This is a genomic window from Dactylosporangium sp. CS-047395 (assembly GCF_050942185.1).
GTDB lineage: Bacteria > Actinomycetota > Actinomycetes > Mycobacteriales > Micromonosporaceae > Dactylosporangium.
The window spans coordinates 4,090,626-4,114,646 of the sequence record NZ_CP192015.1; the positions used below are offsets into that span (position 1 = coordinate 4,090,626).

Below are 24,021 nucleotides of genomic sequence, written 5' to 3' on the forward strand. Positions count from 1 at the left end.
CCGCGGCACTAGCAACCCAGGAGCATCGTGACCGAGCGCATCACGTCCGTCGACGTCCTCGACGTGCGGTTCCCGACGTCGCGGCACCGCGACGGGTCCGACGCGATGAACCCGTTCCCCGACTACTCAGCCGCCTACGTGGTGCTGCGCACGTCCACCGGCGGGGCCGGCCACGGGCTCGTGTTCACCGTGGGCCGCGGCACCGAGATCCAGGTCGCGGCGGTACGGTCGCTCGCCGCCATGGTCGTCGGGCAGCCGGTCGCCGAGCTCGTCGCCGACCCCGGCGCGCTGGCCCGCCGGCTCATCGGCGACAGCCAGATCCGCTGGCTCGGCCCCGAGAAGGGCGTCGTGCACATGGCCGCCGGGGGACTGGTCAACGCGGTCTGGGACCTGGCCGCCCGCCGGGCCGGCAAGCCCCTGTGGCAGCTGCTGGCCGGGCTGTCGCCGGAGGCCCTCGTCGCCCAGGTCGACTTCCGGTACCTGCGCGACGCGCTCACCGAGGACGAGGCGCTGCAGCTGCTGCGGGACAAGGCCGCGGGCCGGGCCGAGCGGGAGGAGCGGCTGCTGCACGGCGGCTATCCCGCGTACACCACGACGCCCGGATGGCTCGGCTACGACGACGAGAAACTCGAACGGTTGTGCGTCGACGCGGTCGACGTGGGGTACCGGCTGATCAAACTCAAGGTCGGCGGGAACCTGGAGGACGACGTGCGCCGGATGGGCATCGCCCGCCGCGCCGTCGGGCCGGACGTGCGCATCGCCGTCGACGCCAACCAGATCTGGGGCGTGCCGGACGCGATCGGCTGGATGCGCGAGCTGAGCCGGTTCGACCCGTACTGGATCGAGGAGCCGACCTCACCCGACGACGTCCTCGGCCACGCCGCGGTCCGCAAGGCGCTCGCCCCGATCAAGGTGGCCACCGGCGAGCACGTGCACAACGCCGTCATGTTCAAGCAGCTGCTGCAGGCCGGCGCGGTCGACGTGGTGCAGATCGACGCCTGCCGGGTCGGCGGCGTCAACGAGAACCTCGCCATCCTGCTGCTGGCGGCCAAGTTCGGCGTCCCGGTCTGCCCGCACGCCGGCGGCGTCGGGCTGTGCGAGCTCGTGCAGCACCTGGCGATGTTCGACTACATCGCGGTGAGCGGCACGACCGAGGACCGGTTCATCGAGTACGTCGACCACCTCCACGAGCACTTCGCCGACCCGGTCCTCGTGCGCGGCGGCCGGTACGTGACCCCGACGACCCCCGGCATGAGCGCGGAGATCCTCGGCGGCACCCTGGCCGCGTACCGGTTCCCGGACGGCCCGGAATGGCAGACCGGCGCCGCCGCGTGATCATCGACGCGCACCACCACCTGTGGGACCCGGCGCGCGGCTACTCCTGGCTCGACGAGCCCGGCCTCGAACCGATCCGGCGCCCCTTCACCGCCGACGACCTGCGCGTCGAACTCGACGCGAACGGCGTGGACGCGACGGTCCTTGTCGAGGGCAGACGCTGCCACCCCGACGAGGCGGCCGACCTTCTGGCGATCGCAGCTTTTTGTAGCCCGATTGCCGGCGTCGTCGCCTGGGTCGACGTCGCCGGCGACGTCGCCGGCGACGTGCGGGACTACCGGCGGCTGCCCGGCGGAGAGCTGCTCGTCGGCCTGCGCTCCCAGGTGCAGGGCGAGGCCGACCCGGACTACCTCGACCGTCCCGACGTGCGGCGCGGGCTCGCTGCCGTCGCGGCCGCCGGGCTGGTGTTCGACCTCGTCATCCGGGCCGACCAGCTACCGGCCGCGGCCCGCGCCGCCGAGGCCGTCGACGGGCTGCGGTTCGTGCTGGACCACCTCGGCAAGCCGCGCATCGACGAGGGGGCGGCCGGGCTGGAGCGCTGGCGCGACGGGTTCGCCGCGCTGGCCGCCCACGACAACGTGACGGCCAAGCTCTCCGGCCTGGTCACCGAGGCCGGGCCGGACTGGACCCCGGACGGCCTCGCCCCGTTCGTCTTGGCGGCGGTCGAGCTGTTCAGACCCGAACGACTCATGTTCGGCTCGGACTGGCCGGTCTGCCTGCTCGCCGCCGACTACCGTGGCGTGCGCGATGCCCTGGCTCGGGCGCTGCCCCCGTTGTCGCCGGCGGAGTCCGAGGCGATCTATGCCGGTACAGCGGCCCGGACGTACCACCTCTTCGGTCGTTTGTAGGAAGGAACCCCAACGGTGCAACGCTTTGCCGCCGTGATCCGGCTCCGGCCCGAACACCGCGAGACCTATCTGGACCTGCACGCCGCGGTGTGGCCGGGCGTCGAGGCGACCCTGCGCGCGGCCAACTTCCGCAACTACACCATCTTCATCCACGACGACCTGCTGTTCGGCTACTACGAGTACGTCGGCACCGACCACGACGCCGACCAGGCCCGCATCGCCGCCGACCCGGTGACCCAGGAGTGGTGGAAGCTCACCGACCCCTGCCAGGAGTCGCTCGCCGAGCCCGGCACCGGCCACTGGTGGGCACCGATGCAGCAGGTGTGGCATCTGTCCGAGGAGAACGCATGACCAGCGCGGCCTTCTATCTCGGCGACCGCACCTTCGCCGTCCGTGACGCCGACCCGGTCCCGCCCGGCCACGGCGAGGTCCGCATCGACGTCGCCTACACCGGCATCTGCGGCACCGACCTGCACATCCTGCACGGCGCGATGGACCACCGGGTCCGCACCCCGGCCGTCATCGGCCACGAGATGTCCGGCCGGATCGCCGCGCTGGGCAGCGGCGTCTCCGGCTTCAACGTCGGCGACCCGGTCACCGTCATGCCCCTCGAATGGTGCGGCCGCTGCCCCGCCTGCCGCGCCGGGCACACCCACATCTGCCACCGCCTCAACTTCATCGGCATCGACTCCACCGGTTCGATGCAGCGCTCCTGGACGGTTCCGGCCCGCACGCTCGTACCGCTGCCGCCTGATCTTCCACTGCGCCACGCCGCCCTCATCGAGCCGACCGCCGTCGCCGTCCACGACGTCCGCCGCTCCCGCCTCACGGCCGGGGAGCACGCCGTGGTCATCGGCGCCGGCCCGGTCGGACTGCTGATCGCCAAGGTCGCCGAGTCGACCGGCGCCGCGGTGACCGTCCTGGAGATCGACCCGCATCGGCGCTCGGTCGCCAAGCGACTCGGACTGTCCGTTGTGGACCCCACCGCCGACGACGTCGCCGCCCTGATCCAGGACACCACCAACGGCGCCGGCGCGCAGGTCGCGTTCGAGGTGTCGGGCTCCGCCGCCGGTGTGCGCACCGCGACGGACCTCCTCGCCGTCCGCGGCCGGCTGGTCGTGGTGGCGATCCATCCCGCCGCCCGCGAGGTCGACCTGCACCGGGTGTTCTGGCGCGAACTGGAGATGATCGGCGTACGCGTCTACCAGCGCGACGACTACGAGGAGGCGGTCCGGCTCGTCCACCGCGGCGCCATCCCGGCCGACGCGCTGATCTCCCGGGTCGTACCGCTCAACGACGTCACCGAGGCGTTCCGGGCGCTCGAGGACGGCGGCGATGTCAAGGTCCTGCTCGACTGCGGGGGAGACGCGTGAACCCGTTCGACCTGTCCGGCCGCCTGGCTGTGGTGACCGGCTGCCGGCGCGGCATCGGCCTGGCGATCGCCGAGGCCCTCGCCGCCGCCGGAGCCGACATCATCGGCGTCAGCGCCTCCATGGAGGACCACGGCAGCGAGGCCGCAGCGCGGGTGACGGCCCACGGCCGGTCCTTCACCCCGATCCGGGCCGACCTGTCGGATCGCGCCGCTGTCCATGAACTCGCCGACGGCCTGCGCGACGTGGACATCCTCATCAACAATGCCGGCACCATCCGCCGTGCGCCGGCCGCCGAGCACTCCGACGCCGACTGGGACCATGTGCTCGAGGTCAACCTGTCGGCCCAGTTCGTGCTCGCCCGCTCGGTCGGCCGCACGATGCTGGACCGCGGCGCCGGGCGGATCATCTTCACCGCGTCGATGCTGAGCTTCCAGGGCGGGGTCACGGTGCCCGGGTACGCCGCCGCGAAGTCGGGCATCGCCGGCCTGACCCGGGCGCTGGCCAACGAGTGGGCGGGCCGGGGCGTGAACGTCAACGCGATCGCACCGGGCTACATCGCTACCGACAACACCCAGGCCCTGCAGGACGACCCCGCCCGGAACCGTTCGATCCTCGACCGCATCCCGGCGGGGCGCTGGGGACGGCCCGAGGACGTGGCCGGCGCCGCGGTCTTCCTGGCCTCGGACGCCGCCCGCTACGTGCACGGCGCCATCATCCCGGTCGACGGCGGCTGGCTGGCGCGGTGATTCTTCAGGCCTGCGCCAGTACCGCCCGCAGCCAGGCTTCGGACGTGTTGACGTGCAGCAGCGCACTGGCCTGGGCCAGCAGCGGATCGCGGGCCTGCAGGGCCCGGTAGATGGCCTCGTGCTCGGCGAGGGTGACATGCGACGAGTTGCCCTCGATGAGCCCCCGCCAGACCCGGGCCCGCAGCGTCTGCCCGGACAGCCCGTCGAGCAACGAGGTGAGCGTCTCGTTCCCCGTCGCGGCGATGACCGTGCGGTGGAACGCCGCGTCGTAGCCGATGAGCCGCTCGGCATCGTCCTTGGCGTCGCGCATGTCGTCGAGGATGCTGCCGAGCTCGTCGAGGTCGGCGTCGCTCATCCGCAGCGCCGCGACCCCGGTGGCGACCGGTTCGAGCATCCGGCGTACCTCCATGACCTCCAGCAGCGTGTCGTCGCGCAGCAGCTCGACGGCGAGGCCGACGCCCTCCAGCAGCAGCCGGGGCGCGAGGCTGGTGACGTAGGTGCCGTCGCCGCGGCGGACCTCGAGGACGCGGGCCGCTTCGAGGACCTTGACCGCTTCGCGGACGCCGCTGCGCGAGATGCCCATCTCGGCGGAGAGCTGGGCCTCGGTTGGCAGGCGTGCGCCGGGCGGGAGCTCACCGGACTGGATCGAGGTACGCAGCCAGGTGATCGCCTCGTCCGTCAGTGCCACATTGCTCTCCTCGTCGCCGTCGCGCCCAGACATCTTATCTTTCGGCGCAGGCTGTTCGACGCTTCGCAACCCGCACGGCACGAGGGTCCCGCCGGCCGCACCGGCGGGACCTCGGACGCAGGAAATGTCAGGCGACCCGGCCGTAGCCGTATGGAGTGCCGGGGTAGGTGATGGAGTCGTAGCGGACGAGGGTGCCGGTCTGGAGCGCCTCGATGATCTGGCCGTTGCCGACGTAGATCGCCACATGCCCGGCGGCGTTGTAGAAGACCAGGTCACCGGGCTGCAGGGCCGCCTGACTGACGTGAGCGGAGTGGGCCCACTGGTCGTAGGACGTGCGGGGGATGCCGACGCCGGCGTTGGCGTATGCGGCCTGCGTCAGACCTGAGCAGTCGTAGCTGTTCGGGCCGGTGGCGCCGTACACGTAGGGCTTGCCGAGCTGGCGCTTCGCGAACGCGATCGCGGCCGCGACCGCGAGCTTGGAGGTCCCGCCACCGGTGTAGGTCGTCCAGGTCGGGCCGCCGGAGCCGTACAGCACCAGGTTGCCGTCGTCCTGGACGACGAGCGTTCCGCCGCCGCCTCCACTGCCGCTGGCCCAGGACACGCCGCCGGCGTTCGGGTAGACGACGAGGTTGCCGTCGGTCTGGTTGGCCAGGACGGATGCGCCGGCGCTGGTGTACGTCGCCCACACCGGCCCGGCCGGGCCGTACAGCACGAGGTTGCCGTCGCCCTGCATGACGAGCCGGTATGCCCCGTTGGTCGAGACGATGTACTGGTCCGGGCCGAGGGACTCGCCGGCGGTCAGCCGGTCAGTGCCGGCCGCCGCCGACGCGGGTGCCGCGGCCGGGGCGACGAGGAAGAGCGTCGCCGCCAGCATGGTGCCGACGGCTACGGCGACCAGACGGCGAATGCGGGTACGCATCGATGTAGCTCCTTCCGGTTGGAATGCTTGCCGGTCGAATGCTGGCCGTCTCGTGGCGGCCGCGAACAGGCCGGGACGGTTCCAGGGATCGTTCCGCCACAGGTGGGCCGGTCGGCGGTCCGGAGCCGAAACGTTCCTGAGCACGATGTGTATCGATGCTGGTGCTCAAGGTAATCGACCGGCATCATTGCATCGGACACGGCCGGACCTTCAGGAAGGCATCGGATGGCCAGGCGGCGCGCCCCCGGGCGGCTCGGTGAGCTGCCCGTCGACCTGTCCGACGCGCAAGCGTCGCTGGTTCAGGAGTTGCGGCTCGGCCGGGACAAGGCCGACGCGAGCCTCCACCAACTGGCCAACGCGGTGTACTCGTCGAAGGCGTCCGTCAGCCGATGGCTGAACGGTCACGCCAGGCCGAGCCTGGACCAGGCGGAACGCTGGGCCGAATACTGCGGGACCAGCGTGGCGACCATGCGGCAGCTGTGGCTGGCGGCGCAAACGGTTCCAACGGCGCAACCGGCGGCAACCCCGGAAACGCCGGCACCCCCACCCGATCCGCCCGAGGTGCCGACCCCGCCGGCCGGGCGACGGTGGCTACGTGTCGTCGGCGTCGCCGCGCTCGTGCTGGTCATCGCGGTCGTGGCCGGGGTGATCATGTCCGATCGCCGGTCCGAGCGGGAACCGGAGGCGGCCAACCGGCAACCCGCGTGGTGCGGCGGCCGGGACCTGGCCTCGGTCGACGTGCCGCCGACCACCGTGACCACCAGCACGGTCACGGTGCACATCGCATGCGCACCGCCCGGCGACGATCAGCTCATCCTCATGGTCGAGCTGCTCGAGCAGGGGGAACCACCGCATCCGGAGTTCTTCGCCAAGGAGTACCTCGACCGTCCCGCACCGGGCGACTACACGTTCGTGCACAACCTGACCGCTTCGGTCGTCCGTTCCCGGCGGCTGCTGTACGTCGTGGACGTGCCGGCCGCCGTCGCGACGGACTGGAAAACGTCCGTGCAGCACAACAAGCAGCTCGCCCTGCCTCCGGACGCGCGGATCGTGTCCAACCGGGCACCGAACATGAAGGTCGCGCAGTGACGGGCCGCCGACCCGGTGGTCGGCGGCCCGTCGGTGCTGCCGGAGCCTAGTGGTACTGCGTGGCCGCGGTCGGATACATGCGGATCCAGTCGACATCCTGGTGGGCCGGGCGCATCAGCGTGCCGTCGGCGGGCAGCATGTCCAGCTGCGCGCCGCCGTTGGTCCGGACGAAGTAGTTGATCGCGACGTTGACGGTGCAGATCGTCGCCCCGTCGACGTACCAGGTCACCGAGCTGGGCTGCCAGTCGAGCGCGTAGTTGTGGAACTGGGTGGAGTCGATCGCGACGGAGCAGTGCGACTGCGTACCGTCGTGGTGCACGAACAGATCGACCGTCGAGGCCCCGACGTTGCGCTCCGCGAAGTCCATCTCCGCGTTGACATAGTCGGCGTTGTTCTCCGGCCACAGCAGCGGGACGGCGTGGTAGGCCGCGCCCCCGTTGTCCGTACCGGGAACCGCACGTTCGCGGACCTCGACCCGCCCGTACTTGAACGGCGTCGTCCGTGCCCAGAGGCCGCCCGTCACCCCGGCGGCCGTGCCGGCCACCGACAGGTAGCCGCCGCCCTCGCTCGTCTGCGACGCGCAGCGCTGCCCGTGCCCGTTGTGGCCGGGGGAGCACCCGGTGGTGGCGCCGCCGGCGGCGCCGAAGAGGCCCCACTTGGTCAGGTCGACGGAGGTGCCGTTGTACTCGTCGGACTGGGAGGTGGCCGGGCTTCCCCAGCCGTACCGGACGGCGGCCTCGTCGCTGGCCGGCTGGTAGTCACACATCGTCGCCTTGAAGGTCGTGCCGGTCGCCGACCCGACGTTGCCGAACTGCAGGACGTGAGCGCTGGTCGCGCCGGCCGGGACGGTGTACGTCGCCGAGACCGCCGTCCACGTGCCACCGGTCGTCGTCGACGCCGGCAGGTTCACCGCGGCCGCGTCATTGCTCTGGGACAGGTACGTACCCCCGGCGCCGTACCAGTCCACCGCGATCTTTGCCGTGCCCGTCGCGCCGATGAGACGGTCACGGGCCGAGAACGTCCAGGTCTGCCCGGCGGTCACCGCCAGCTGCGGCATGTAGAACTTCTTCCCGCCGGTGGCGAACGCCCAGCTCGCGCCGGCGAGATCGCCGACCGGGTCGCGCGTCACCCAGCCGCCGTCCAGCGAGCCCCACCCGTTGAGGTTGGTCGCGAGCACCGGATTGCTGCAGGAGTTCGTGACCACCGCCTGTGCATCGCCCCCGCCGGCGATGACACCGACCACCCCGGCCGCCACGACGGCCACCGCCGTGCCGAGCCGGGCGAGCCTGCTCCCGACCTTCATTGCTGCCCCCTCCGCCTACTGCCAGATGTCGATCGGGCTGGACCGACGCCTCAGCATCGGCGGCGAAACGGACCGCAGCGCGGCGGGAACGTTCCGTGGAACGTTTCCGGCCGTGTCGCGAGGTCAACGGATCGCGGCAGGAACGCGACGGCTGCATTCCAGGCGGGGCCGCCCACCTGGCCCGGATCGGCGCACCTCCCGGAAGGTGACCGGTCTCCGCCGGCCGCGCCGTATGATGCCGGTCGTGACGGCCGTGCATCCCGACCTCGCCGACCTGGCCCGGGGCGACCTCGACAGCCGGGAGGAGCACCTCTACCGGCTGCTCGACCGCGCCCGCGACCACGGCGACCCGTCGGCGATCGCGGCGCTGCAGGCGATGGTCCGCGACTACCGCGACTACCACCGGTCGATCTACACCCGGGCCATGAACCAGGCGGACGTGTTCGCCGACCCCGGCCTGCATGAGCCGCTGCTCGAGGCGCTGGCTGACACGCGGTACAACTGCCAGGCCTGGGCGGCGATGGGCTGCGCCGCGATGGGCGTGCGCGCGGCCGTGCCGCAGCTGGTCGAGCTCCTCGGTCATCCGCAGTGGATCGTGGTGGACGAGGCGATCAAGGCGCTCGGCGTGCTCGGCGACGCCTCCGATGCCTCCGTCGTCGCGGCGCTGCGGCCGCTGCTCGACGACGAGGTCGAGTGGGTGCGTCAGCGGTCCGCCGACGCGCTCGCCGAGATCGGTGGCGCCGCGGCCCTGGAAGCGCTGTGGGAGGCGTTCGAGCGCCGCCGGTTCCCGCGGATCGGCTACCTCGCCAGCGGCCTGGCCCTGTTCGCCCCGGAGGTCATCCCGCGGCTGATGGAGGCGGCCGCGGACCCGGACCCGAACCGTCGCTACTGGGCGGCGGTCGCCCTCGGCTCGACCGGCGACGAGCAGGTCGTGGCGACGCTGGAGCGGCTGCAGGCCGAGGACCGCGGGGTGACGGTTTTCGACGGCGAGGTCCGCGCGGCGGCGAAGAAGGCGCTGCGCACGGTACGGCGCATTCAGGCCGCCATCGCCGCCCGCCGGCCGGAGTGACGGCGGGCGCCGGCGTCGCCAGGATCACCCAACTGGTGGGGGGCGGTGACGGCCGGGCCCCGGCCAGGGTATCGTCCGGGGTTGGGCGGCTTCCCGCCAAGATCAGGAGGATTTGTGGCTCTCGGCACCGTCAAGTGGTTCAATTCCGAAAAGGGCTTCGGTTTCATCCAGCAGGATGACGGAGGAGCGGACGTCTTCGTCCACTACTCGGCCATCGCCAGCAGTGGGTACCGTGAGCTCACTGAGGGCCAGAAGGTCGAGTACGAGGTGACCCAGGGGCAGAAGGGTCCGCAGGCGGAGAACGTCCGCGGCGTCTGACCAGCTCTGGCACCAACCCACAGCAAACGGATGAGCGCTCGCGCGAAGGTTGCGCGGGCGCTCCTCCGTGTTCGGAGCGTAACCCCGGCAACAGGGAGGTGAGAGCCGGATTCCGGCGGGTACTCGTGACGGGGTAGCAGAATCTGTCGGTACCGGTGATCGGAGAAGACGAATGGCAGACGTTCAGGACGGCCGCGGCAAAGTCATTGAGCTGGTGGGCAGGGCGCAGTCGGCGATGCTGACCACGATGACCGCCGCCGGGGATCATGTCAGTCGGCCGATGGCCGTGCAGGAGACCGAGTTCGACGGGGATCTGTGGTTCTTCGCCGACGGCGATTCCGACAAGGTGCGCCAGATCCAGGCCGAGCCGCGGGTCAACGTGTCGCTGTCCAACGACAAGAAGAGCGAATGGACCTCGATCGCGGGTACCGCCGAGATCGTCCACGACCCGGCCAAGGCCGAGCAGTTGTGGTCCAAGCCGTTGGAGGCGTGGTTTCCCGACGGCCCGCGCAGTCCCGGGTTGGCCCTGATCAAGGTGCATGCCGACACCGCCGAGTTCTGGGACGCTCCGACCAGCAAGGTCAAGCAGCTGCTCGGCATGGGCCGGGCGATCCAGCGGAACAACCCGGACGAGTTCCCGGTCGACAACCGCACCGTCGAGATGTGACGCGCGAAGCCGGCGCGAGTGGGCCGTCCGTCCGGCGGGCGGCCCTCGCCGGGCGGTGCTGACGGGGCCGCTGGTCAGGTCGGGCCGACCTCGCGGTCCTGGAATGCGCGGGGTGACAGGCCGTGGAACCGGGAGAAGGCGGCGCTGAAGGTCGGCAGGTGGGCGTAGCCGACGCGGCGGGCGACGGCGCTGGGTCTGGCGCCGCCGAGGAGCAGGTCGCGGGCGACGCGCATGCGGGCGGTGTAGCGCCAGCGGGTGAAGGTCATGCCCGTCTGCTCGCGGAAGGCCCGGTGGATGTCGGCGGGGACGTCGGCCGGCTCGCCGGGGGTGCCGATGCGGCGCAGGTAGTCCAGCGCCGCCGCCCGGGACCGTGGATCGGTGGGCATCGGCACCGACAGCGCTCGCTGGGCGGCGAGCTGATCGGCGAACAGGTCGAGGATGTGCCGGGGGTCGTAGTCGTCGGGGTGCAGCCCGGATCGGGCGCTGACGGCGCAGAACATCAGGTAGTCGTCCCAGGCGGGCGGGAACTGCACCTGGAGCGGCTCGGTCAGGGCGAGGTCGGCCGGGCCGGCGGTGCCGAGGGGCAGCGAGATGGAGTTCTCGCGCAGGCCGGTGACGTGCTCCGTGCCGGCGGGGATCCAGGTGGCGACGCCGCGCTGCCGTTCGTAGCGGTGCTCGCCGGTGTCGAGGTAGCCGCTGCCGCGGTAGATCCAGGTGAGCACGTGCTTGTCGTTGGCGTGCGGGGGTGTGCGGGCCGAGGGTAGCAGGTCGGGTGCGGCCGCGAGGGTGCTGTCGCCCCGCACCATGCGCAGGAGGTCGTCGGTCTGCCTCGCCACGGTGGCCCGCTGGGTCAGGTCGATGCTGGCCGAGCTGGCGGCGAGCTTGCGGGTCAGCTCGTGCGGCGTCAGTCCGTACTGGTCCTTGAACGCGCGCGTGAAGCCGTTGCGGCTGGCGAAGCCGACCCGCGCCGCGACCTGGTCGACGCCGTAGCCGGCGGCCAGGAACTCGACGGCTGCGATCAGCCGGTTGCGCAGCCGCCACTGCTCGAAGGTGAGTCCGGTATCGGCGAGGAAGTCGCGGCGCAGGGTCCGCGGGCTGGATAGCGCCCTGGTCGCCCACTGCTCGACGGTGAGGTCGAGCGCCGGGTCGCGAATCAACTCCTCGGCCACTCCTCGTGCCGCCGAAGCGCCCGGCAGCTCCGGCAATTCCAGCGGCGAAGGCGACGAAGGCGGCGTAGGCGGCCCGGGAAGGAGGTCGGCGATCGCGTCCTGGAAGTACCCACGTCCGGTGAGCGGCGTGACCTGCAGGTTGAAGTACTGGATCAGCCAGTCCTGCCAGCCGGCGGGCACCGCGAACCGGGTCGGTGCCGGCAGCGGCCCGGTGCCGGGATGGAGCCACAGGGGGAACGCGACGGTCCCCGGCTCGGTGATGATCGCGCGGTGGTTCCAGCCTTCCGCGGGAATCCAGGCGCCCTGGCCGGCGGCCAGGTGGAAGGTCGGCTCCCCGTCGAGGTGCATGTGGGCGGTGCCGGTGCGGACCCAGAGCAGCAGCGGGCGCCGGGGACGCCCCGTCGAGTCCGACCGGGCGGCCGGGATCGGCGGCGGGTCGCTCACGTCATCGGGAACCGGGGCCGGGGCCGTCACGCCCTAAACAATATGGCAGTCTACGCACACCATTGCATATTAGGTTTGCCTAACCTTAGCCTGGCCACTCGCCGGGAACGGTGCGCGGCCCGCACACCTCCGCGACGCGATCGGAAAGGCCGCCCTCAGCATGCCGAAGACCTCACGCCGGCTCACGGTGCACCCACTGACCCTGCGGGAGGTCGAGGTCGTCCGGGTGGCGGACCTGACGCCGGGAATGCGGCGGATCACGCTGGCCGGTGCGCAGCTGGGCGCGTTCACCTCGCCGAACGGCTTCCCGCAGCCGGCGTTCGACTCCTCGGGCTTCGACGACGAGATCAGCCTGCTGTTCCGCTACCCGGGCCAGCCCGAGCCGGTACTGCCGGTCCAGCAGGCGAAGGGCCTCAGCGCGCCGAAGCACCCGCGGCCGCTGGCCCGGGAGTACACGGTCCGCCGCTGGCGCCCCGAGGCCGGGGAGCTGGACATCGACTTCGTCAAGCACGGCATCGGGGTCGGCACCACCTGGGCCTACCGCGCCCAGCCCGGCGACCGTATCCACTTCACCGGTCCCGGCAGCTCGAAGGCGTTCCCCGCCGGCGCGGACTGGCTGCTCGCCGCCGGCGACGACACGACGATCCCGGCGATCGCCCGCCTGCTCGACGAGCTGCCCGACGACGCGCGGGCGCAGGTGTTCATCGAGGTCGCCGCGGACGCCCACCGGCTGCCCCTGCGGGAACTGCCCCACGTCGAGGTGACCTGGCTGGTGCGCGACGGCGCCGGGGCCGGCACGACGACCCTGCTGGTGGACGCGGTCCGCAACACCGGCTGGTGGGACGGGCGGGTGTTCGCCTGGGTCGCCGGGGAGCGCACCGCCGTGCGGGACCTGCGCCGCCACCTGGTCGAAGAGCGGGGCGTGGCCAAGGAGGACGTCGAGTTCATCGGGTACTGGCGCCGTGGCGAGGTCGTCGCGCTGGAGACCGACGGCGCGGTGCCCGACCCGGAGAAGACGAAGACCCCGTTCGAGAAGCTCCACGACCTGACCGAACTGGTCGCGCCGATCGCGATCCGCACCGCCGTCGAGCTGGGCCTACCCGAGCTGATCTCCCGCGGCGTGACCGGCGTCGAGGACCTGGCCGTCAAGGCGGACGCCGACGCGCGGGCGCTGGGCAAGCTGCTGCGCTACCTGCACGCCCTGGACGTGCTGACCGAGACGGCACCGGGCCACTACGGCCTGACGCCGGTGGGCGAGGTCCTCACCGTCGAGTTCATGGTCGACGCGCTGCACCCGGCCGGAGTGGGCGGGCGTGAACGGCTCGGCATCCACGGCCTCACCGAGTCGATCCGCACCGGCCGGCCGTCGTACGCCTCCGTCACCGGCCAGACCTACGCCGAGGTGCGGGCCGAGCAGGACTACGAGGACCGGTACCTGGAACGCCTGGCCAAGTTCCAGTCGGCGCTGGCCGAGTCGATCGCCACGTCCGGCATCCTCAGTGGCGTCGGGCATCTGGTGCTGCACTCCGGCGGTGCCGGTACCCAGGCGGGAGAGTTTGTCGCCGTCCACGAAGACCTTCGCGTGACGATCTGCGCGCTGCCCGCCCAGGCCGACTGGCTCCGCCGTGACCTGCCGGACACCATCCCCGACGAGCGGCAGCGGGCCCGGGTCGGCGTGGCCGAGCAGTCCGTCTTCGAGCCCAGCCCCGCCGCGGACGCCGTGTTCATCATCCGCGCGCTCAAGTCCCTGCCCGACGCCGACGCGGCCCACGCGCTGCGCCGGGCGGCCGAGAACTTCCGGCCGGGCGGCCGGGTGCTGCTGGTCGAGGAGACCTTCGACCTCGACGACCTGGACGAGCACGACGGCGAGGCCGACCTGCTGGCCCTCTGCGTGCACGGCTCCGGTGTCCGCACCGCCGCCGAACTCGACGCCGTCATCGGCCGCGCCGGCCTCGTCCGCACCCGGACGCACACCGTCGGCTGGGGCACCACCGTCCATGAACTGCAGATCGCGAACATCCAGAGAAAGTAGATACGCACATGACCATGGCATCTCGGCAACGGCGCGGCGCGGCCGTGGCCGCCGCATTCGTGAGCGCCGCGCTCGTCCTCACCGGCTGCGGCAACGGCGACGGCGACGACAAAGCCGACAACCCGGCCAGCACGACGCGCACCGTCAAGGCCGACAACGGCACCATCCAGGTCCCGGCCGATCCGCAGCGGGTCGTCACGATCGGCAACACCGGGCTGCCGTTCGTCGACATGGGCGGCAAGCCGGTGGGCGTCACCAAGGTGCGCGACTCCGAGCTCGGCCTGCTGCCGGCGGACCAGCGAGCGACGTTCGAGAAGGCCACCAACCTCGGCGACGAGGTCGACCTCGAGAAGCTCGCCGGCCTCAAACCGGACCTCATCCTGGTCCAGATCCCGGACGCCGAGTTCAAGGAGATCGAGACCAAGCTCGGGTCGGTCGCCCCGACCGTCTTCTGGGGGCTCGACACCGAGTGGAAGGCCCTCGCCGACGGGCTCGCGGCGGCCGGCAACGTGACCGAGGCGCTCGGACGGCAGAAGGCGGAGTACGACGGGCACATCACCAAGGTGAAGCAGCAGTACTCGGCCGTGGTCGCCAGTACCAAGTTCGTCAACGTCGACCGTTACGCGAGCTCCGATCCCGGGACGTTCGTCATCGCGGACATCGGCTGCGTCGAGATCGCCCAGGACGACCTCGGCCTGAACTTCCCGAAGGCGGCCGACGGCGCCGACCCGCTGGCCTACACGGCCCTGCCGTTCGAGCAGCTCGCCGGTCTGGCCAAGTACGACGTGATCACCTACCCGGTCGACGCCGCGGGCAAGCCGACCACGACCTTCGCGCCGGTGGTCGAGACCAACACCTGGAAGGCGCTTCCGGCCGCGACCTCGGGCCGCGCGATCGGTGTCTTCTGCCCCGGCAACAACTCCTACGGCGCGGTCAACCGGTACCTGGACTCCCTGGACCGCGCGCTGGCGAGCCTGCCAGCCGGCAAGTGACCGCTCTCGCCGTGCACCACGACGGTCCGGGCACCGTGCAGGTGCCCGGGCCGCGTCGTCGCCGGATGATCGGCCTGGTCGTCACGCTGGCGGTGCTGCTGGCCCTGCTGGTGCTGAGCGTCATGATCGGGTCGACCACGATCGCGCCGTCGGTGGTGTGGGACGCGCTGTTCCATCCGTCCGCCGACATCGACCAGTTCGCCATCCGCGACTTCCGGCTGCCGCGCACCGTCGTCGGCCTCGCGGTGGGCGCGGCCCTCGGCGTCGCCGGTGCGCTGATCCAGGCGCTGGTGCGCAATCCGCTGGCCGATCCGGGCATCCTCGGCGTGCACGCCGGTGCGTCGTTCGCGGTGACGGTCGCCATCGGCGTGTTCGGCGTCCGTGACATCCGGGGGTACGTGTGGTTCGCGTTCGCCGGGGCGCTGCTCGTGACGCTTATGGTGCTCGCCCTCGGGTCGACCCGGCAGGGGCAGTCGCCGGTCGTCATGGTGCTCGCCGGGGTCTGCGTCGGCGCGGTGCTCGGGGGCGCCGGGTCGGCGCTCGAGCTGACCAACCCGGACGCGTTCGACGCGATGCGGTCGTGGGTGGCCGGCTCGCTGGTCGGGCGGCCGCTGGAGCTGGTGTGGCCGATCCTGCCGTGCTTCGCCCTCGCCCTGATCCTGGCCGTCGCGGTGTCCGGCCCGCTCAACGCGATGGCCCTCGGCGACGAGCTGGCCGTCGCCCAGGGCGTCCGGCTGGCCCGCACCCGCGTCCTGGCGATCATCGCGCTCACCCTGCTCGCCGGGGGCGCCACGGCGATCGCCGGGCCGATCGGGTTCGTCGGGCTCATGGTGCCGCACGTTGCACGGTGGATCGTGGGCCCGGATCAGCGCTGGATCTTCGCGTACAGCGTGCTGCTGGCCCCGAGCCTGCTGCTGGCCTCCGACATCCTCGGCCGGGTCGTGCTGCACCCGAGCGAGGTGCCCGTCGGCATCGTCACCGCCTTCGTCGGCGCTCCGGTGCTGATCGCCCTCGTCCGCCGTACCAGGGCGAGCGGGCTGTGAACGCGCGCACGGCTCGGCTGCCGGGACCGGGACGGGTGGACTTCGGGCGGCGCGTGCTGACGCTGCGCAACCGCCGGTTCGCGGTCCGCCTCGAATGGCGGTCGATCGTCGTCGGCGCGGTGCTGGCGCTCGCGGTCGCCGCGCTGGCCGTGCTCGCGCTGATGACCGGCTCGTACCAGCTCGGTCCCGGGCAGGTGGTCTCCGCGCTGACCGGCGGCGAGACCGGGCTGGTGCACGACATCGTGGTCGAGTGGCGGCTGCCCCGGGTGGCCGCGGCGGTGGTGTTCGGGGCCGCGCTCGGCGTGAGCGGGGCGGTGTTCCAGTCGCTGATGCGCAACCCGCTCGCCGACCCCGGCATCATCGGCTTCTCCCAGGGCTCCTACACCGGCGCGCTGCTCGTCATCCTGGTCGTCAACGGCAGCTATCTGCAGCTGGTCGGCGGGGCGCTGCTGGGCGGGATGGCCACCGCGCTCCTGGTGTACCTGCTGGCCTATCGGCACGGCGTGCAGGGGTTCCGGCTGATCATCGTCGGCATCGGCGTCTCGGCGATGCTGTTCTCGCTGAACACCTGGCTGATCCTGAAGGCCACCCTGCAACAGGCGATGTCCGCGGCCGCGTGGGGTGCCGGTTCCCTCAACGGCACATCCTGGCACCAGGTGGTCATCGGCGGCGCCGCCATCGCGGTCCTGCTGACACTGGCGGGGCTGCTGAGCCGGCCGATGCGCCAGCTGGAGCTCGGCGACGATGCGGCGGCCGCCCAAGGTGTACGGGTCGCACCCGCACGCCTCGGCCTGATCGTGGTCGGGGTGGCGCTGACGGCGACGGTCACGGCCGCGTCCGGGCCGATCGCCTTCATCTCCCTGGTGGCGCCGCAGATCGCGCGCCGGTTGACCCGCACCGCGGGGATCACGCTCGTTCCCGCCGCCCTCGTCGGCGCCCTGCTGTGCCTGGCGGCGGACTCCATCGCCCAGCACGTCGCCCCGACCCCGCTGCCGGTCGGGATCATCACCGTGATGCTCGGCGGCGGCTACCTCGGCTGGCTGCTGTTCGTCGAAGCGAGGAGACGGCTATGACCACCCTTACCGACCTGGCCACGCCGAAGGGAGCAGCCGCCGGTCCGCGCCTGCACATCGACGGCGCGACGATCGGCTACGACCACCGCGTCATCGCCCGCGACCTGTCGGTGTCGATCCCGGACGGGTCGTTCACGGTGATCGTGGGCCCGAACGCGTGCGGCAAGTCGACGCTGCTGCGCGGCCTGTCGCGGCTGGTGAAACCGTCGGCCGGGCAGGTGGTCCTGGACGGCGCGGACATCAACTCGTTCAAGACCAAGGAGGTGGCGCGGCGGGTCGGGCTGCTGCCGCAGAGCGCGATCGCGCCGGACGGGATCACCGTGGCCAACCTGGTCGCCCGGGGCCGGTACCCGCATCAGGGATTCCTGCGGCAGTGGACCGAGGCCGACGAGCAGGCCGTGGCCCGGGCGATGGACCAGATGGCGGTCACCGACCTGTCCGGCCGCCCGGTCGACGAGCTGTCCGGTGGTCAGCGCCAGCGGGTGTGGGTGGCGATGGCGCTCGCGCAGCACACCGGCATCATGCTGCTCGACGAGCCGACCACCTTCCTCGACATCACCCACCAGATCGAGCTGCTGGAGCTGTTCACCGACCTGCACCACGCCGGCCACACCCTGGTCGCCGTGCTGCACGACCTGAACCACGCCGCCCGCTACGGCACCCACCTGATCGCCATGAAGGACGGGCACGTGGTCGCCGAGGGAACCCCTGAGCAGATCGTCACCGCCGAGCTGGTCGAGGACGTCTTCGGGCTGCGCTGCCTGGTGGTGCCCGATCCGGTGGCGGGCACACCGCAGGTGGTACCGCTCGGCCGTACCCGAACCGCCCGCCCGGAAGGCAAGCAGGCATGAACCCGTTCGTCGAGCGGGTGTCGACCGGTGCGTGGAGCCCGGAGCGGTTCCGGCGGCACCTCGCGCAGACGGGTGCTCCGCTGGTCGGCCCGGTCGCCGGCGGCGAGGTGGAGGTGACGTTCGTCGACGAGCCCGGCGACTACGCGACGGTCACGCTGGCGGTCGTCATCGGACCCAACATCGGGTACAACCGGATCGGCACTTCGTTCTTGCCGGTGGCCGGAACGCCGTTTCGCGTCCTCACCCTGCGGATGCGGGCCGACCTGCGCTTCGCTTACACGTTCAGCCGATCCGGACCGGCGGGGGAGGAGCGGGTCGCGGACCCGTTCAATCCGCCACCGCGGTTCTGCGAGTGCTCGGTGGAGCGGTTCTCCGGCGCCTCGGTGGCCGTGCTGCCCGACGCGGAGCCGCTGCCCTGGCTCGATCAGGCCGAGGCGCGACCGGCCCCGGCCCTGGAGCCGGCCGTGCTGGCCAGCGAGGTGCTGGGCAACGAACGCCGCATCTGGGTCTCGATGCCGCCCGGGGAGTTCCCGGACGACAGCGCCCTGCCGTTCGTGGTGCACCTCGACGGTACGCCGGGCCACAGCGCGCCCAGCGTTCGTGACGCCCTGCTCCGGGCGGGACGGATCCGCCCGTGCGCGGTCGTTCTCGTCGACCAGCCCGGCGCGCGGCGCTACCAGGAGCTGACGTGTGATCCGGCGTTCGCGCGGATGCTGGCCGACGAGCTGCTGCCGTGGCTGCGCCGCCGGTATCCCCTGTCGCGGGACCCGCGCGACGTGGCGCTGGCCGGGGAGAGTTTCGGCGGCCTGTGCGCCGCGTGGACGGCGCTGCGTCACCCGGCGGCGTTCGGCAACGCCGTCATCCAGTCCCCGTCGTGCGGGTACCACCCCGACCTCACGTGGGGTACCGGCGCCGGTGAGCTGCTGCGCCGCACCCCTGTGCCGACGCTGATCGCCGACTTCCTGGCCGCGGCACCGGTACCGCTGCGCATCTTCCACGACGTCGGCGAGCTGGAGGGTTCGAACACCCACAGCCGCTGGCTGGACCACGTGCTCACCAGCCGGGGCTACGACACCGCCTACCGGGAGTTCGCCGGCGGGCACGACTACGCCTGGTGGCGCGGACTGTTCGCCGACGCCCTGCAGTGGTGCTTCCCGCCGGAGGCGGAACCCGTAGCCGCGGAGCGGTCGTGACCCGGACCGACCCGGCCGGGCTGGGCCGCGGGCCGCTGACCCGCCGGCTGCCGGTCCTGGGACAGGCCGCGCCGGCCCCGCCGGCCGTGCGGCCCTACGCGGTCGGCCCGGCGGACGGCCCCGGCCGGTTCCTGGCCCGGGTGATCTTCTCGGTGCCGCGGGTCACGGTACCGGCGATGGTGTTGTCGGTCGTGTGGCAGGTCGGCGAGTCCGCGGTGCCGGTGGTGATGGGGCTCGCGATCGACCGGGCGCTGGCCACCGGGAACAGCGGCCAGCTGGTGCTGTGGATCTCGGTGCTGGTGGCGCTGTACGCCGCGTTGACGCTCGCCGCGCGGCTGTCCAACCGGCTGAACGTCCACGCGGTACAGATGCTGCAGCACCGGCTGCGGACCACGCTCTCCATCCGGGTGCTCCACCCCGTCGACGGCCGTGGTAATGCGGCGCGGGCCCCGGACGGCGGTGTGGTGTCGACCATGACCAACGACGTCGGCCGGCTGTCCAACGCCGTGCTGCTCACGACCATCCCGGTCGCGCGCATCGCGGCCATCGGGTTCATCGCCGCCTCGCTGCTGGTCATCCACTGGTTCCTCGGGGTCCTGGTGCTCGTCGGCGCCCCGCTGGTGGTGTGGCTGATGGGGATCCTCAGCAAGCGCCTCGCCCGCAGCACCCGCGTGTACCAGGGGCTGCTGGCGGCCACCGTCGGGCGGGCCACCGACCTGGTCGCCGGCTACCGGGTGATCAAGGGCATCCGGGCCGAGCGCGAAGCCGTCCGCCGCTATGTCCTGGCCAGCCAGGAGACGCTGGACGGGGCGAAGCGCAACGCCGGGCTGCTGGGCCGGTTCCAGGCGGTCTCCGGCGTGGTCAACGGCGTGTTCGTCGCCGCCGTGACGGGACTGGCGGCCTGGTTCGCGCTCGACGGCCGGCTCAGCATCGGCGAACTCATCGCCACGGCCGGTCTCACGCAGGCGCTGCTGCCCCAGATCCAGGGCATCGCGAGCCTGTCCATCCCCAACCTCGCCAACGCCCACGCCTCGGCGGCACGCATCCTCGACACGTGCCGCCCGCAGCAGCCCGCGCCGCCCTTTTCCGCGCCGGGCGCCGGCCACCTGGATATTTGTTTCTCTGGTACGGCTATCAGCGTCGGGCCCGGCGAGCTGGTCGGGATACGCGCCGACGACCGAACCGCCGCCCGCCTCGCCGACGCCCTGCTTTACGGGGGAGCCGACGCGGTCCAGGTCCGGCTCGGTGGGCGACCGGCGGGCGAGTTGAGCCCGGCGCAGTACCGCGCAAGGATCACGGTCGCACCGCACCGCACCATGTTGTTCACCGGGACGATCCGCGCCAACCTCACCACCCCCGCCAGCGCACCCGACCGGCTGACCGCGGCACTCGCGGCGGCGGCGTGCGACGACTTCGCCACCGACCTCGACGCCCCGGTCGGGGAGAACGGCAACCGGCTCTCCGGGGGCCAGCGGCAGCGGATCGCGCTCGCCCGGGCATTGGCCACCGACGCACCCGTCCTGGTGCTGCACGATCCGACCACCGCCGTCGACCCGGTCACCGAGCAGACCATCGCCGAGCGGCTCCGCCGACTGCGCGCGGACCGTACGACGGTGCTGATCGCCTCCTCCCCGGCCCTCCTCGGCCGCTGCGACCGGGTCATCGACCTGCACGCCAACCAGCCGGCACCCTACCGGGCGGCGGCGCGATGACCACGACAGCCGAAGCGGCGCCGGCCGAGGACGGGCTTCCGGTCGCGACCGGCCGGCAGACGGTACGGGAGGTGTGGCGGCTCGGCCGCGGCCACCGCGCCAGGCTCGCCGCGCTGGTGGTGCTGGGGATCGCCGGCACCGCCGTCGGCCTGGTCCCGCCGGTCGTGATCGGGGTGCTCATCGACGCGGTGCGGGCCGGCACGGCCGGTCTCGGCACCGTGCTCACGGTCACCGCCGTCATGGGCGTCTCGGCGCTGCTCGGGGCGGCCGGCACCGCGGTCACGACCGTGCTGGCCACCCGGCTCTACCAGACGGTCCTCGCCGGGCTGCGCGAGCGGCTCGTCGGCCGGGCGCTGGCCCTGCCGCAGCACCGCGTCGAGCGGGCCGGCACCGGCGACCTGATCGCCCGGACCAGCGATGACGTCACCGCGGTGGCCGACGCCGCCCCGGCGGTCATCGGGGCGCTCACGACCACCGCGTTCACGATCGTCGTGTCGCTGGCCGGGCTGCTGGCGCTGGAATGGCCGTACGCGGCCGCGTTCGTCGTCGTGCTGCCCGTCTACGCGGTGGCGATGCGCTGGTACCTGCGCACCGGACCGGGCGTGTACGCCGCCGAACGGGCGGCGATGAGCACCCGGGCGCAGCAGATCATCGAATCGCAGCGGGGCTACGCCACCGTCCTCGGGTTCGGCCTCGGCGAGCAGCGGCACCGCAGCGTGATGCGGGCCTCCTGGGCCGTCGTCGGGCAGGCGCTGCGGGCGCGGACGGTGCAGAGCATGCTCAGCGGCCGCCTCAACGTCGCCGAATGCCTGTCCCTGGTCACCGTCCTGGTCACCGGCTTCGTGCTCATCGACCACGGCGCCTCGACCGTCGGCGCGGCCACCACCGCGATGCTGCTCGTCCTGCGGCTGCTGGACCCGGTCAACCAGGTGCTGCTCGTCTTCGACACCATCCAGTCCGCCGCCGCCTCCCTGGCCCGCATCATCGGCATCACCACCGTCCCCACCAGCCCCAGAAGCCCCGCTGCTCAGGCCGGCGATCCGGGCACGGCGGGGGACACCGCGGTCCGGCTCCGCGACGTCGCGTTCCAGTACGGGGACGGCCCCCGCGTGCTCGACGCCATCACCCTCACCATCGGCGCCGGTGAGCAGGTGGCCGTCGTCGGCGCCTCCGGGGCGGGCAAGAGCACCCTCGCGGCGGTGCTCGCCGGCATCCACCCACCCGGCACCGGTACCGTCTCCCGCCCCGACCGGACCGCGGTGATCACCCAGGAGGTGCACGTCTTCGCCGAGACCATGCGCGACAACCTGACCCTCGCCGCGCCCGGGGCGACCGACCGCGACCTTCGCGCGGCGCTGGAGGCCACCGGGGCCGCGGCGATGCTGGACGGGCTGCCCGACGGGCTGGACACGCTGGTGGGCGGCGGCGGCCACGCGCTCACCGACGCGCAGGCCCAGCAGGTCGCGCTCGCCCGGCTGGTGCTGGCCGACCCGGCGCTGGCGATCCTCGACGAGGCCACCGCCGAGGCCGGCTCGACCCACGCGGGCCTGCTGGACCGCGCCGCGGCGGCGGCCCTGCACGGGCGGACCGGGCTGGTGATCGCGCACCGGCTGTCCCAGGCCGCGGCCTGCGACCGGGTCGTGGTGATGGACCACGGCCGGATCATCGAGACCGGAACCCACGATGAACTGGTCGCGGCCGGCGGCGTGTACGCCGGGTTGTGGGCGACCTGGCAGGCCGGGCGCGAGCGGAGCACTGAGAGCATGTGACCATGGAAGCCACCTGGATCGTCACGACGCAGGACGCCGCCTGGCAGGCCCGCGACGGGCTGACCGTGACCGCCGTGACGGGCGTACCGGATGTCATGGTGAAGGCCGGCGCGCAGCAGAGGATCGAAGGGTTCGGCGCCTGTTTCAACGAGCTCGGCTGGACCTCCCTGGCGCTGCTCGACGACGCCGGCCGCGACGCGGTGCTGCGCGAGCTGTTCGCGCCCGGCGTCGGCGCCGGCCTCTCGCTGTGCCGGATGCCGGTCGGCGCGAACGACTTCTCCCGCGACTGGTACTCCTACGACGAAACGCCCGGCGACTTCGGCCTGGACCACTTCGACGTCGGCAACGATCTCGACACCCTGGTCCCGTTCATCCGCGCGGCCCGGGCCCAGCAACCCGGGCTGCGCCTGTGGGCGTCGCCGTGGAGCCCGCCGACCTGGATGAAGACGAACGGCCACTACGCCGGCGCGATGCCGGGTCCGGCCAGCGACGACGTCGAGAACGGCCTGCGGCCCGAGCAGGCCGGCACCGAAGGCACCGACATGTTCCGGCTCGACGACGCCCACCTGCGGTCCTACGCCGCCTACTTCGGCCGGTTCGTCGACGCGTACCGGCAGCTGGGCATCCCGATCGAGATGGTGATGCCGCAGAACGAGTTCAACTCCCCGCAGGTGTTTCCCAGCTGCACCTGGAGCCCCGCCGGGCTCGCCCGGTTCCTGGCCCACCTCGGGCCCGAGATGGCCGCCCGCGGCGTCGAGATCTTCCTCGGCACCCTCGAACGCGGCGACGACCGGCTCCTCGGCGACGTTCTCGCCGATCCCGCGGCGGCCGCCTACGTCACCGGGCTCGGCGTGCAGTGGGAGGGCAAGAAGGCCGTCGGCGCCCTGCACCGGCTGTACCCGCGGCTGCGGATCTACCAGACCGAACAGGAGTGCGGCGACGGTCGTAACGACTGGCGGTACGCCCGCTACGCCTGGACCCTGATGCGGCACTACCTGCGCAACGGCACCAACGCCTACCTGTACTGGAACATCAGCCTGCTCGACGGTGGCCGCAGCCGATGGGGCTGGACCCAGAACTCCCTGGTCGTCGTCGACCCGGACACCCGCGGCTACCGGTTCACGTACGACTACCAGGTCCTCAAGCACGTCGCCGCGCACGTCCGCCCCGGCGCCCGGGTTCTGGACACCTGGAGCCTGGCCGGCTACGACAACCAGCTCATGTTCGCCAACCCCGACGGCAGCACCGTCATCGTGGCGCAGAACGACCTCGGCGAGGACCTGCCCGTCCGGTACCGGCTCGGCGACCGGATGATCTCCGCCGTCCTGCCCGCCGACTCGTTCAACACCCTGGTCGTCCCGCCCGGCAGGACCCGCTGACCTCAGGCG

At 72.3% G+C, this 24,021-nt stretch carries 22 protein-coding genes; 18 read left to right on the forward strand and 4 right to left on the reverse strand.

The features are described 5' to 3' along the window. Positions 1 to 24 precede the first annotated feature (24 nt). The 5 genes from ACQP00_RS19225 to ACQP00_RS19245 are packed head-to-tail and all read left to right on the forward strand — an operon-like array spanning position 25 to position 4,302. Positions 25 to 1,335, forward strand: a complete 1,311-nt coding sequence (locus tag ACQP00_RS19225; protein ID WP_433223896.1) for an enolase C-terminal domain-like protein — start codon at positions 25 to 27, stop codon at positions 1,333 to 1,335. Beyond that, positions 1,332 to 2,183, forward strand: a complete 852-nt coding sequence (locus tag ACQP00_RS19230; protein ID WP_433220955.1) for an amidohydrolase family protein — start codon at positions 1,332 to 1,334, stop codon at positions 2,181 to 2,183. The genes ACQP00_RS19225 and ACQP00_RS19230 overlap by 4 nt, the downstream gene beginning before the upstream one ends. Positions 2,184 to 2,198: 15 nt before the next feature. After that, positions 2,199 to 2,534, forward strand: coding sequence for an L-rhamnose mutarotase (locus ACQP00_RS19235; protein WP_433220957.1), 336 nt, complete (start codon positions 2,199 to 2,201; stop codon positions 2,532 to 2,534). Then, the gene (locus ACQP00_RS19240) at positions 2,531 to 3,556 is read left to right on the forward strand and encodes a zinc-dependent alcohol dehydrogenase (RefSeq protein ID WP_433220959.1); all 1,026 of its coding nucleotides are present in this window, start codon (positions 2,531 to 2,533) and stop codon (positions 3,554 to 3,556) included. The genes ACQP00_RS19235 and ACQP00_RS19240 overlap by 4 nt, the downstream gene beginning before the upstream one ends. Further along, a complete protein-coding gene (locus ACQP00_RS19245; RefSeq protein WP_433220961.1) occupies positions 3,553 to 4,302 on the forward strand; it encodes an SDR family oxidoreductase in 750 nt (249 codons plus the stop codon). Before ACQP00_RS19240 ends, ACQP00_RS19245 begins: the two co-directional genes overlap by 4 nt. Before the next feature lie 4 nt (positions 4,303 to 4,306). Here the strand turns inward: ACQP00_RS19245 and ACQP00_RS19250 are convergent, their stop codons facing one another. Further along, a complete protein-coding gene (locus tag ACQP00_RS19250) occupies positions 4,307 to 4,990 on the reverse strand; it encodes a FadR/GntR family transcriptional regulator (RefSeq protein WP_433220963.1) in 684 nt (227 codons plus the stop codon). A 127-nt stretch (positions 4,991 to 5,117) separates the two neighbouring features. Beyond that, the gene (locus tag ACQP00_RS19255; protein WP_433220964.1) at positions 5,118 to 5,909 is read right to left on the reverse strand and encodes an NlpC/P60 family protein; all 792 of its coding nucleotides are present in this window, start codon (positions 5,907 to 5,909) and stop codon (positions 5,118 to 5,120) included. 225 nt (positions 5,910 to 6,134) lie between these two features. Between ACQP00_RS19255 and ACQP00_RS19260 the strand changes: the two genes are divergently transcribed. Continuing rightward, the gene (locus ACQP00_RS19260) at positions 6,135 to 6,998 is read left to right on the forward strand and encodes a helix-turn-helix domain-containing protein (protein ID WP_433220966.1); all 864 of its coding nucleotides are present in this window, start codon (positions 6,135 to 6,137) and stop codon (positions 6,996 to 6,998) included. Positions 6,999 to 7,044: 46 nt separating this feature from the next. Here ACQP00_RS19260 and ACQP00_RS19265 read toward each other — a convergent pair whose 3' ends face one another. After that, the gene (locus tag ACQP00_RS19265) at positions 7,045 to 8,301 is read right to left on the reverse strand and encodes a family 16 glycosylhydrolase (RefSeq protein WP_433220968.1); all 1,257 of its coding nucleotides are present in this window, start codon (positions 8,299 to 8,301) and stop codon (positions 7,045 to 7,047) included. Between the two features lie 244 nt (positions 8,302 to 8,545). On the opposite strand from ACQP00_RS19265, the gene ACQP00_RS19270 reads away from it, so the two are divergent. From ACQP00_RS19270 to ACQP00_RS19280, 3 genes are all read left to right on the forward strand, one after another. Then, positions 8,546 to 9,370, forward strand: a complete 825-nt coding sequence (locus ACQP00_RS19270; RefSeq protein WP_433220970.1) for a HEAT repeat domain-containing protein — start codon at positions 8,546 to 8,548, stop codon at positions 9,368 to 9,370. A gap of 114 nt (positions 9,371 to 9,484) precedes the next feature. Then, the gene (locus ACQP00_RS19275; RefSeq protein ID WP_433220972.1) at positions 9,485 to 9,688 is read left to right on the forward strand and encodes a cold-shock protein; all 204 of its coding nucleotides are present in this window, start codon (positions 9,485 to 9,487) and stop codon (positions 9,686 to 9,688) included. Positions 9,689 to 9,860: 172 nt separating this feature from the next. Then, a complete protein-coding gene (locus ACQP00_RS19280) occupies positions 9,861 to 10,355 on the forward strand; it encodes a pyridoxamine 5'-phosphate oxidase family protein (RefSeq protein WP_433220974.1) in 495 nt (164 codons plus the stop codon). Between the two features lie 74 nt (positions 10,356 to 10,429). On the opposite strand, the gene ACQP00_RS19285 is transcribed toward ACQP00_RS19280, so the two are convergent. After that, positions 10,430 to 11,998, reverse strand: a complete 1,569-nt coding sequence (locus ACQP00_RS19285; RefSeq protein WP_433220976.1) for a helix-turn-helix domain-containing protein — start codon at positions 11,996 to 11,998, stop codon at positions 10,430 to 10,432. A 130-nt stretch (positions 11,999 to 12,128) separates the two neighbouring features. Here ACQP00_RS19285 and ACQP00_RS19290 point away from each other — a divergent pair, with 130 nt between their 5' ends. From ACQP00_RS19290 to ACQP00_RS19330, 9 genes are read left to right on the forward strand one after another with little or no spacing between them, the layout of a single operon-like run. Then, on the forward strand, positions 12,129 to 14,000 hold the full coding sequence (locus ACQP00_RS19290; protein ID WP_433220978.1) for an SIP domain-containing protein: 1,872 nt from the start codon (positions 12,129 to 12,131) through the stop codon (positions 13,998 to 14,000). 14 nt (positions 14,001 to 14,014) lie between these two features. After that, a complete protein-coding gene (locus ACQP00_RS19295) occupies positions 14,015 to 14,992 on the forward strand; it encodes an ABC transporter substrate-binding protein (protein ID WP_433220980.1) in 978 nt (325 codons plus the stop codon). Then, positions 14,989 to 16,035 (forward strand): FecCD family ABC transporter permease, encoded by a 1,047-nt coding sequence (locus ACQP00_RS19300; protein WP_433220982.1) that lies wholly within the window; start codon positions 14,989 to 14,991, stop codon positions 16,033 to 16,035. Before ACQP00_RS19295 ends, ACQP00_RS19300 begins: the two co-directional genes overlap by 4 nt. Beyond that, on the forward strand, positions 16,032 to 17,108 hold the full coding sequence (locus ACQP00_RS19305; protein WP_433220984.1) for a FecCD family ABC transporter permease: 1,077 nt from the start codon (positions 16,032 to 16,034) through the stop codon (positions 17,106 to 17,108). Before ACQP00_RS19300 ends, ACQP00_RS19305 begins: the two co-directional genes overlap by 4 nt. Next, positions 17,105 to 17,959: an ABC transporter ATP-binding protein gene (locus ACQP00_RS19310; RefSeq protein ID WP_433220986.1), complete on the forward strand. Its 855-nt coding sequence runs from the start codon at positions 17,105 to 17,107 to the stop codon at positions 17,957 to 17,959. Before ACQP00_RS19305 ends, ACQP00_RS19310 begins: the two co-directional genes overlap by 4 nt. After that, positions 17,956 to 19,152, forward strand: a complete 1,197-nt coding sequence (locus ACQP00_RS19315) for an alpha/beta hydrolase (protein WP_433220988.1) — start codon at positions 17,956 to 17,958, stop codon at positions 19,150 to 19,152. The genes ACQP00_RS19310 and ACQP00_RS19315 overlap by 4 nt, the downstream gene beginning before the upstream one ends. Continuing rightward, positions 19,149 to 20,864: an ABC transporter transmembrane domain-containing protein gene (locus tag ACQP00_RS19320; RefSeq protein WP_433220990.1), complete on the forward strand. Its 1,716-nt coding sequence runs from the start codon at positions 19,149 to 19,151 to the stop codon at positions 20,862 to 20,864. Before ACQP00_RS19315 ends, ACQP00_RS19320 begins: the two co-directional genes overlap by 4 nt. Continuing rightward, positions 20,861 to 22,633, forward strand: a complete 1,773-nt coding sequence (locus tag ACQP00_RS19325; protein ID WP_433220992.1) for an ABC transporter ATP-binding protein — start codon at positions 20,861 to 20,863, stop codon at positions 22,631 to 22,633. Before ACQP00_RS19320 ends, ACQP00_RS19325 begins: the two co-directional genes overlap by 4 nt. A 2-nt stretch (positions 22,634 to 22,635) precedes the next feature. Further along, positions 22,636 to 24,012: a glycoside hydrolase family 30 protein gene (locus ACQP00_RS19330; protein WP_433220994.1), complete on the forward strand. Its 1,377-nt coding sequence runs from the start codon at positions 22,636 to 22,638 to the stop codon at positions 24,010 to 24,012. Positions 24,013 to 24,021 lie beyond the last annotated feature (9 nt).

What these genes read in the sequence shown, in the direction of transcription:
- ACQP00_RS19240 (WP_433220959.1), top strand. Translation starts at nt 2,531, where the DNA reads ATGACCAGCGCGGCCTTCTATCTCGGCGACCGCACCTTCGCCGTCCGT.
- ACQP00_RS19255 (WP_433220964.1), bottom strand. Translation starts at nt 5,909, where the DNA reads ATGCGTACCCGCATTCGCCGTCTGGTCGCCGTAGCCGTCGGCACCATG.
- ACQP00_RS19260 (WP_433220966.1), top strand. Translation starts at nt 6,135, where the DNA reads ATGGCCAGGCGGCGCGCCCCCGGGCGGCTCGGTGAGCTGCCCGTCGAC.
- ACQP00_RS19265 (WP_433220968.1), bottom strand. Translation starts at nt 8,301, where the DNA reads ATGAAGGTCGGGAGCAGGCTCGCCCGGCTCGGCACGGCGGTGGCCGTC.
- ACQP00_RS19280 (WP_433220974.1), top strand. Translation starts at nt 9,861, where the DNA reads ATGGCAGACGTTCAGGACGGCCGCGGCAAAGTCATTGAGCTGGTGGGC.
- ACQP00_RS19290 (WP_433220978.1), top strand. Translation starts at nt 12,129, where the DNA reads ATGCCGAAGACCTCACGCCGGCTCACGGTGCACCCACTGACCCTGCGG.
- ACQP00_RS19295 (WP_433220980.1), top strand. Translation starts at nt 14,015, where the DNA reads ATGGCATCTCGGCAACGGCGCGGCGCGGCCGTGGCCGCCGCATTCGTG.
- ACQP00_RS19310 (WP_433220986.1), top strand. Translation starts at nt 17,105, where the DNA reads ATGACCACCCTTACCGACCTGGCCACGCCGAAGGGAGCAGCCGCCGGT.
- ACQP00_RS19315 (WP_433220988.1), top strand. Translation starts at nt 17,956, where the DNA reads ATGAACCCGTTCGTCGAGCGGGTGTCGACCGGTGCGTGGAGCCCGGAG.
- ACQP00_RS19325 (WP_433220992.1), top strand. Translation starts at nt 20,861, where the DNA reads ATGACCACGACAGCCGAAGCGGCGCCGGCCGAGGACGGGCTTCCGGTC.
- ACQP00_RS19330 (WP_433220994.1), top strand. Translation starts at nt 22,636, where the DNA reads ATGGAAGCCACCTGGATCGTCACGACGCAGGACGCCGCCTGGCAGGCC.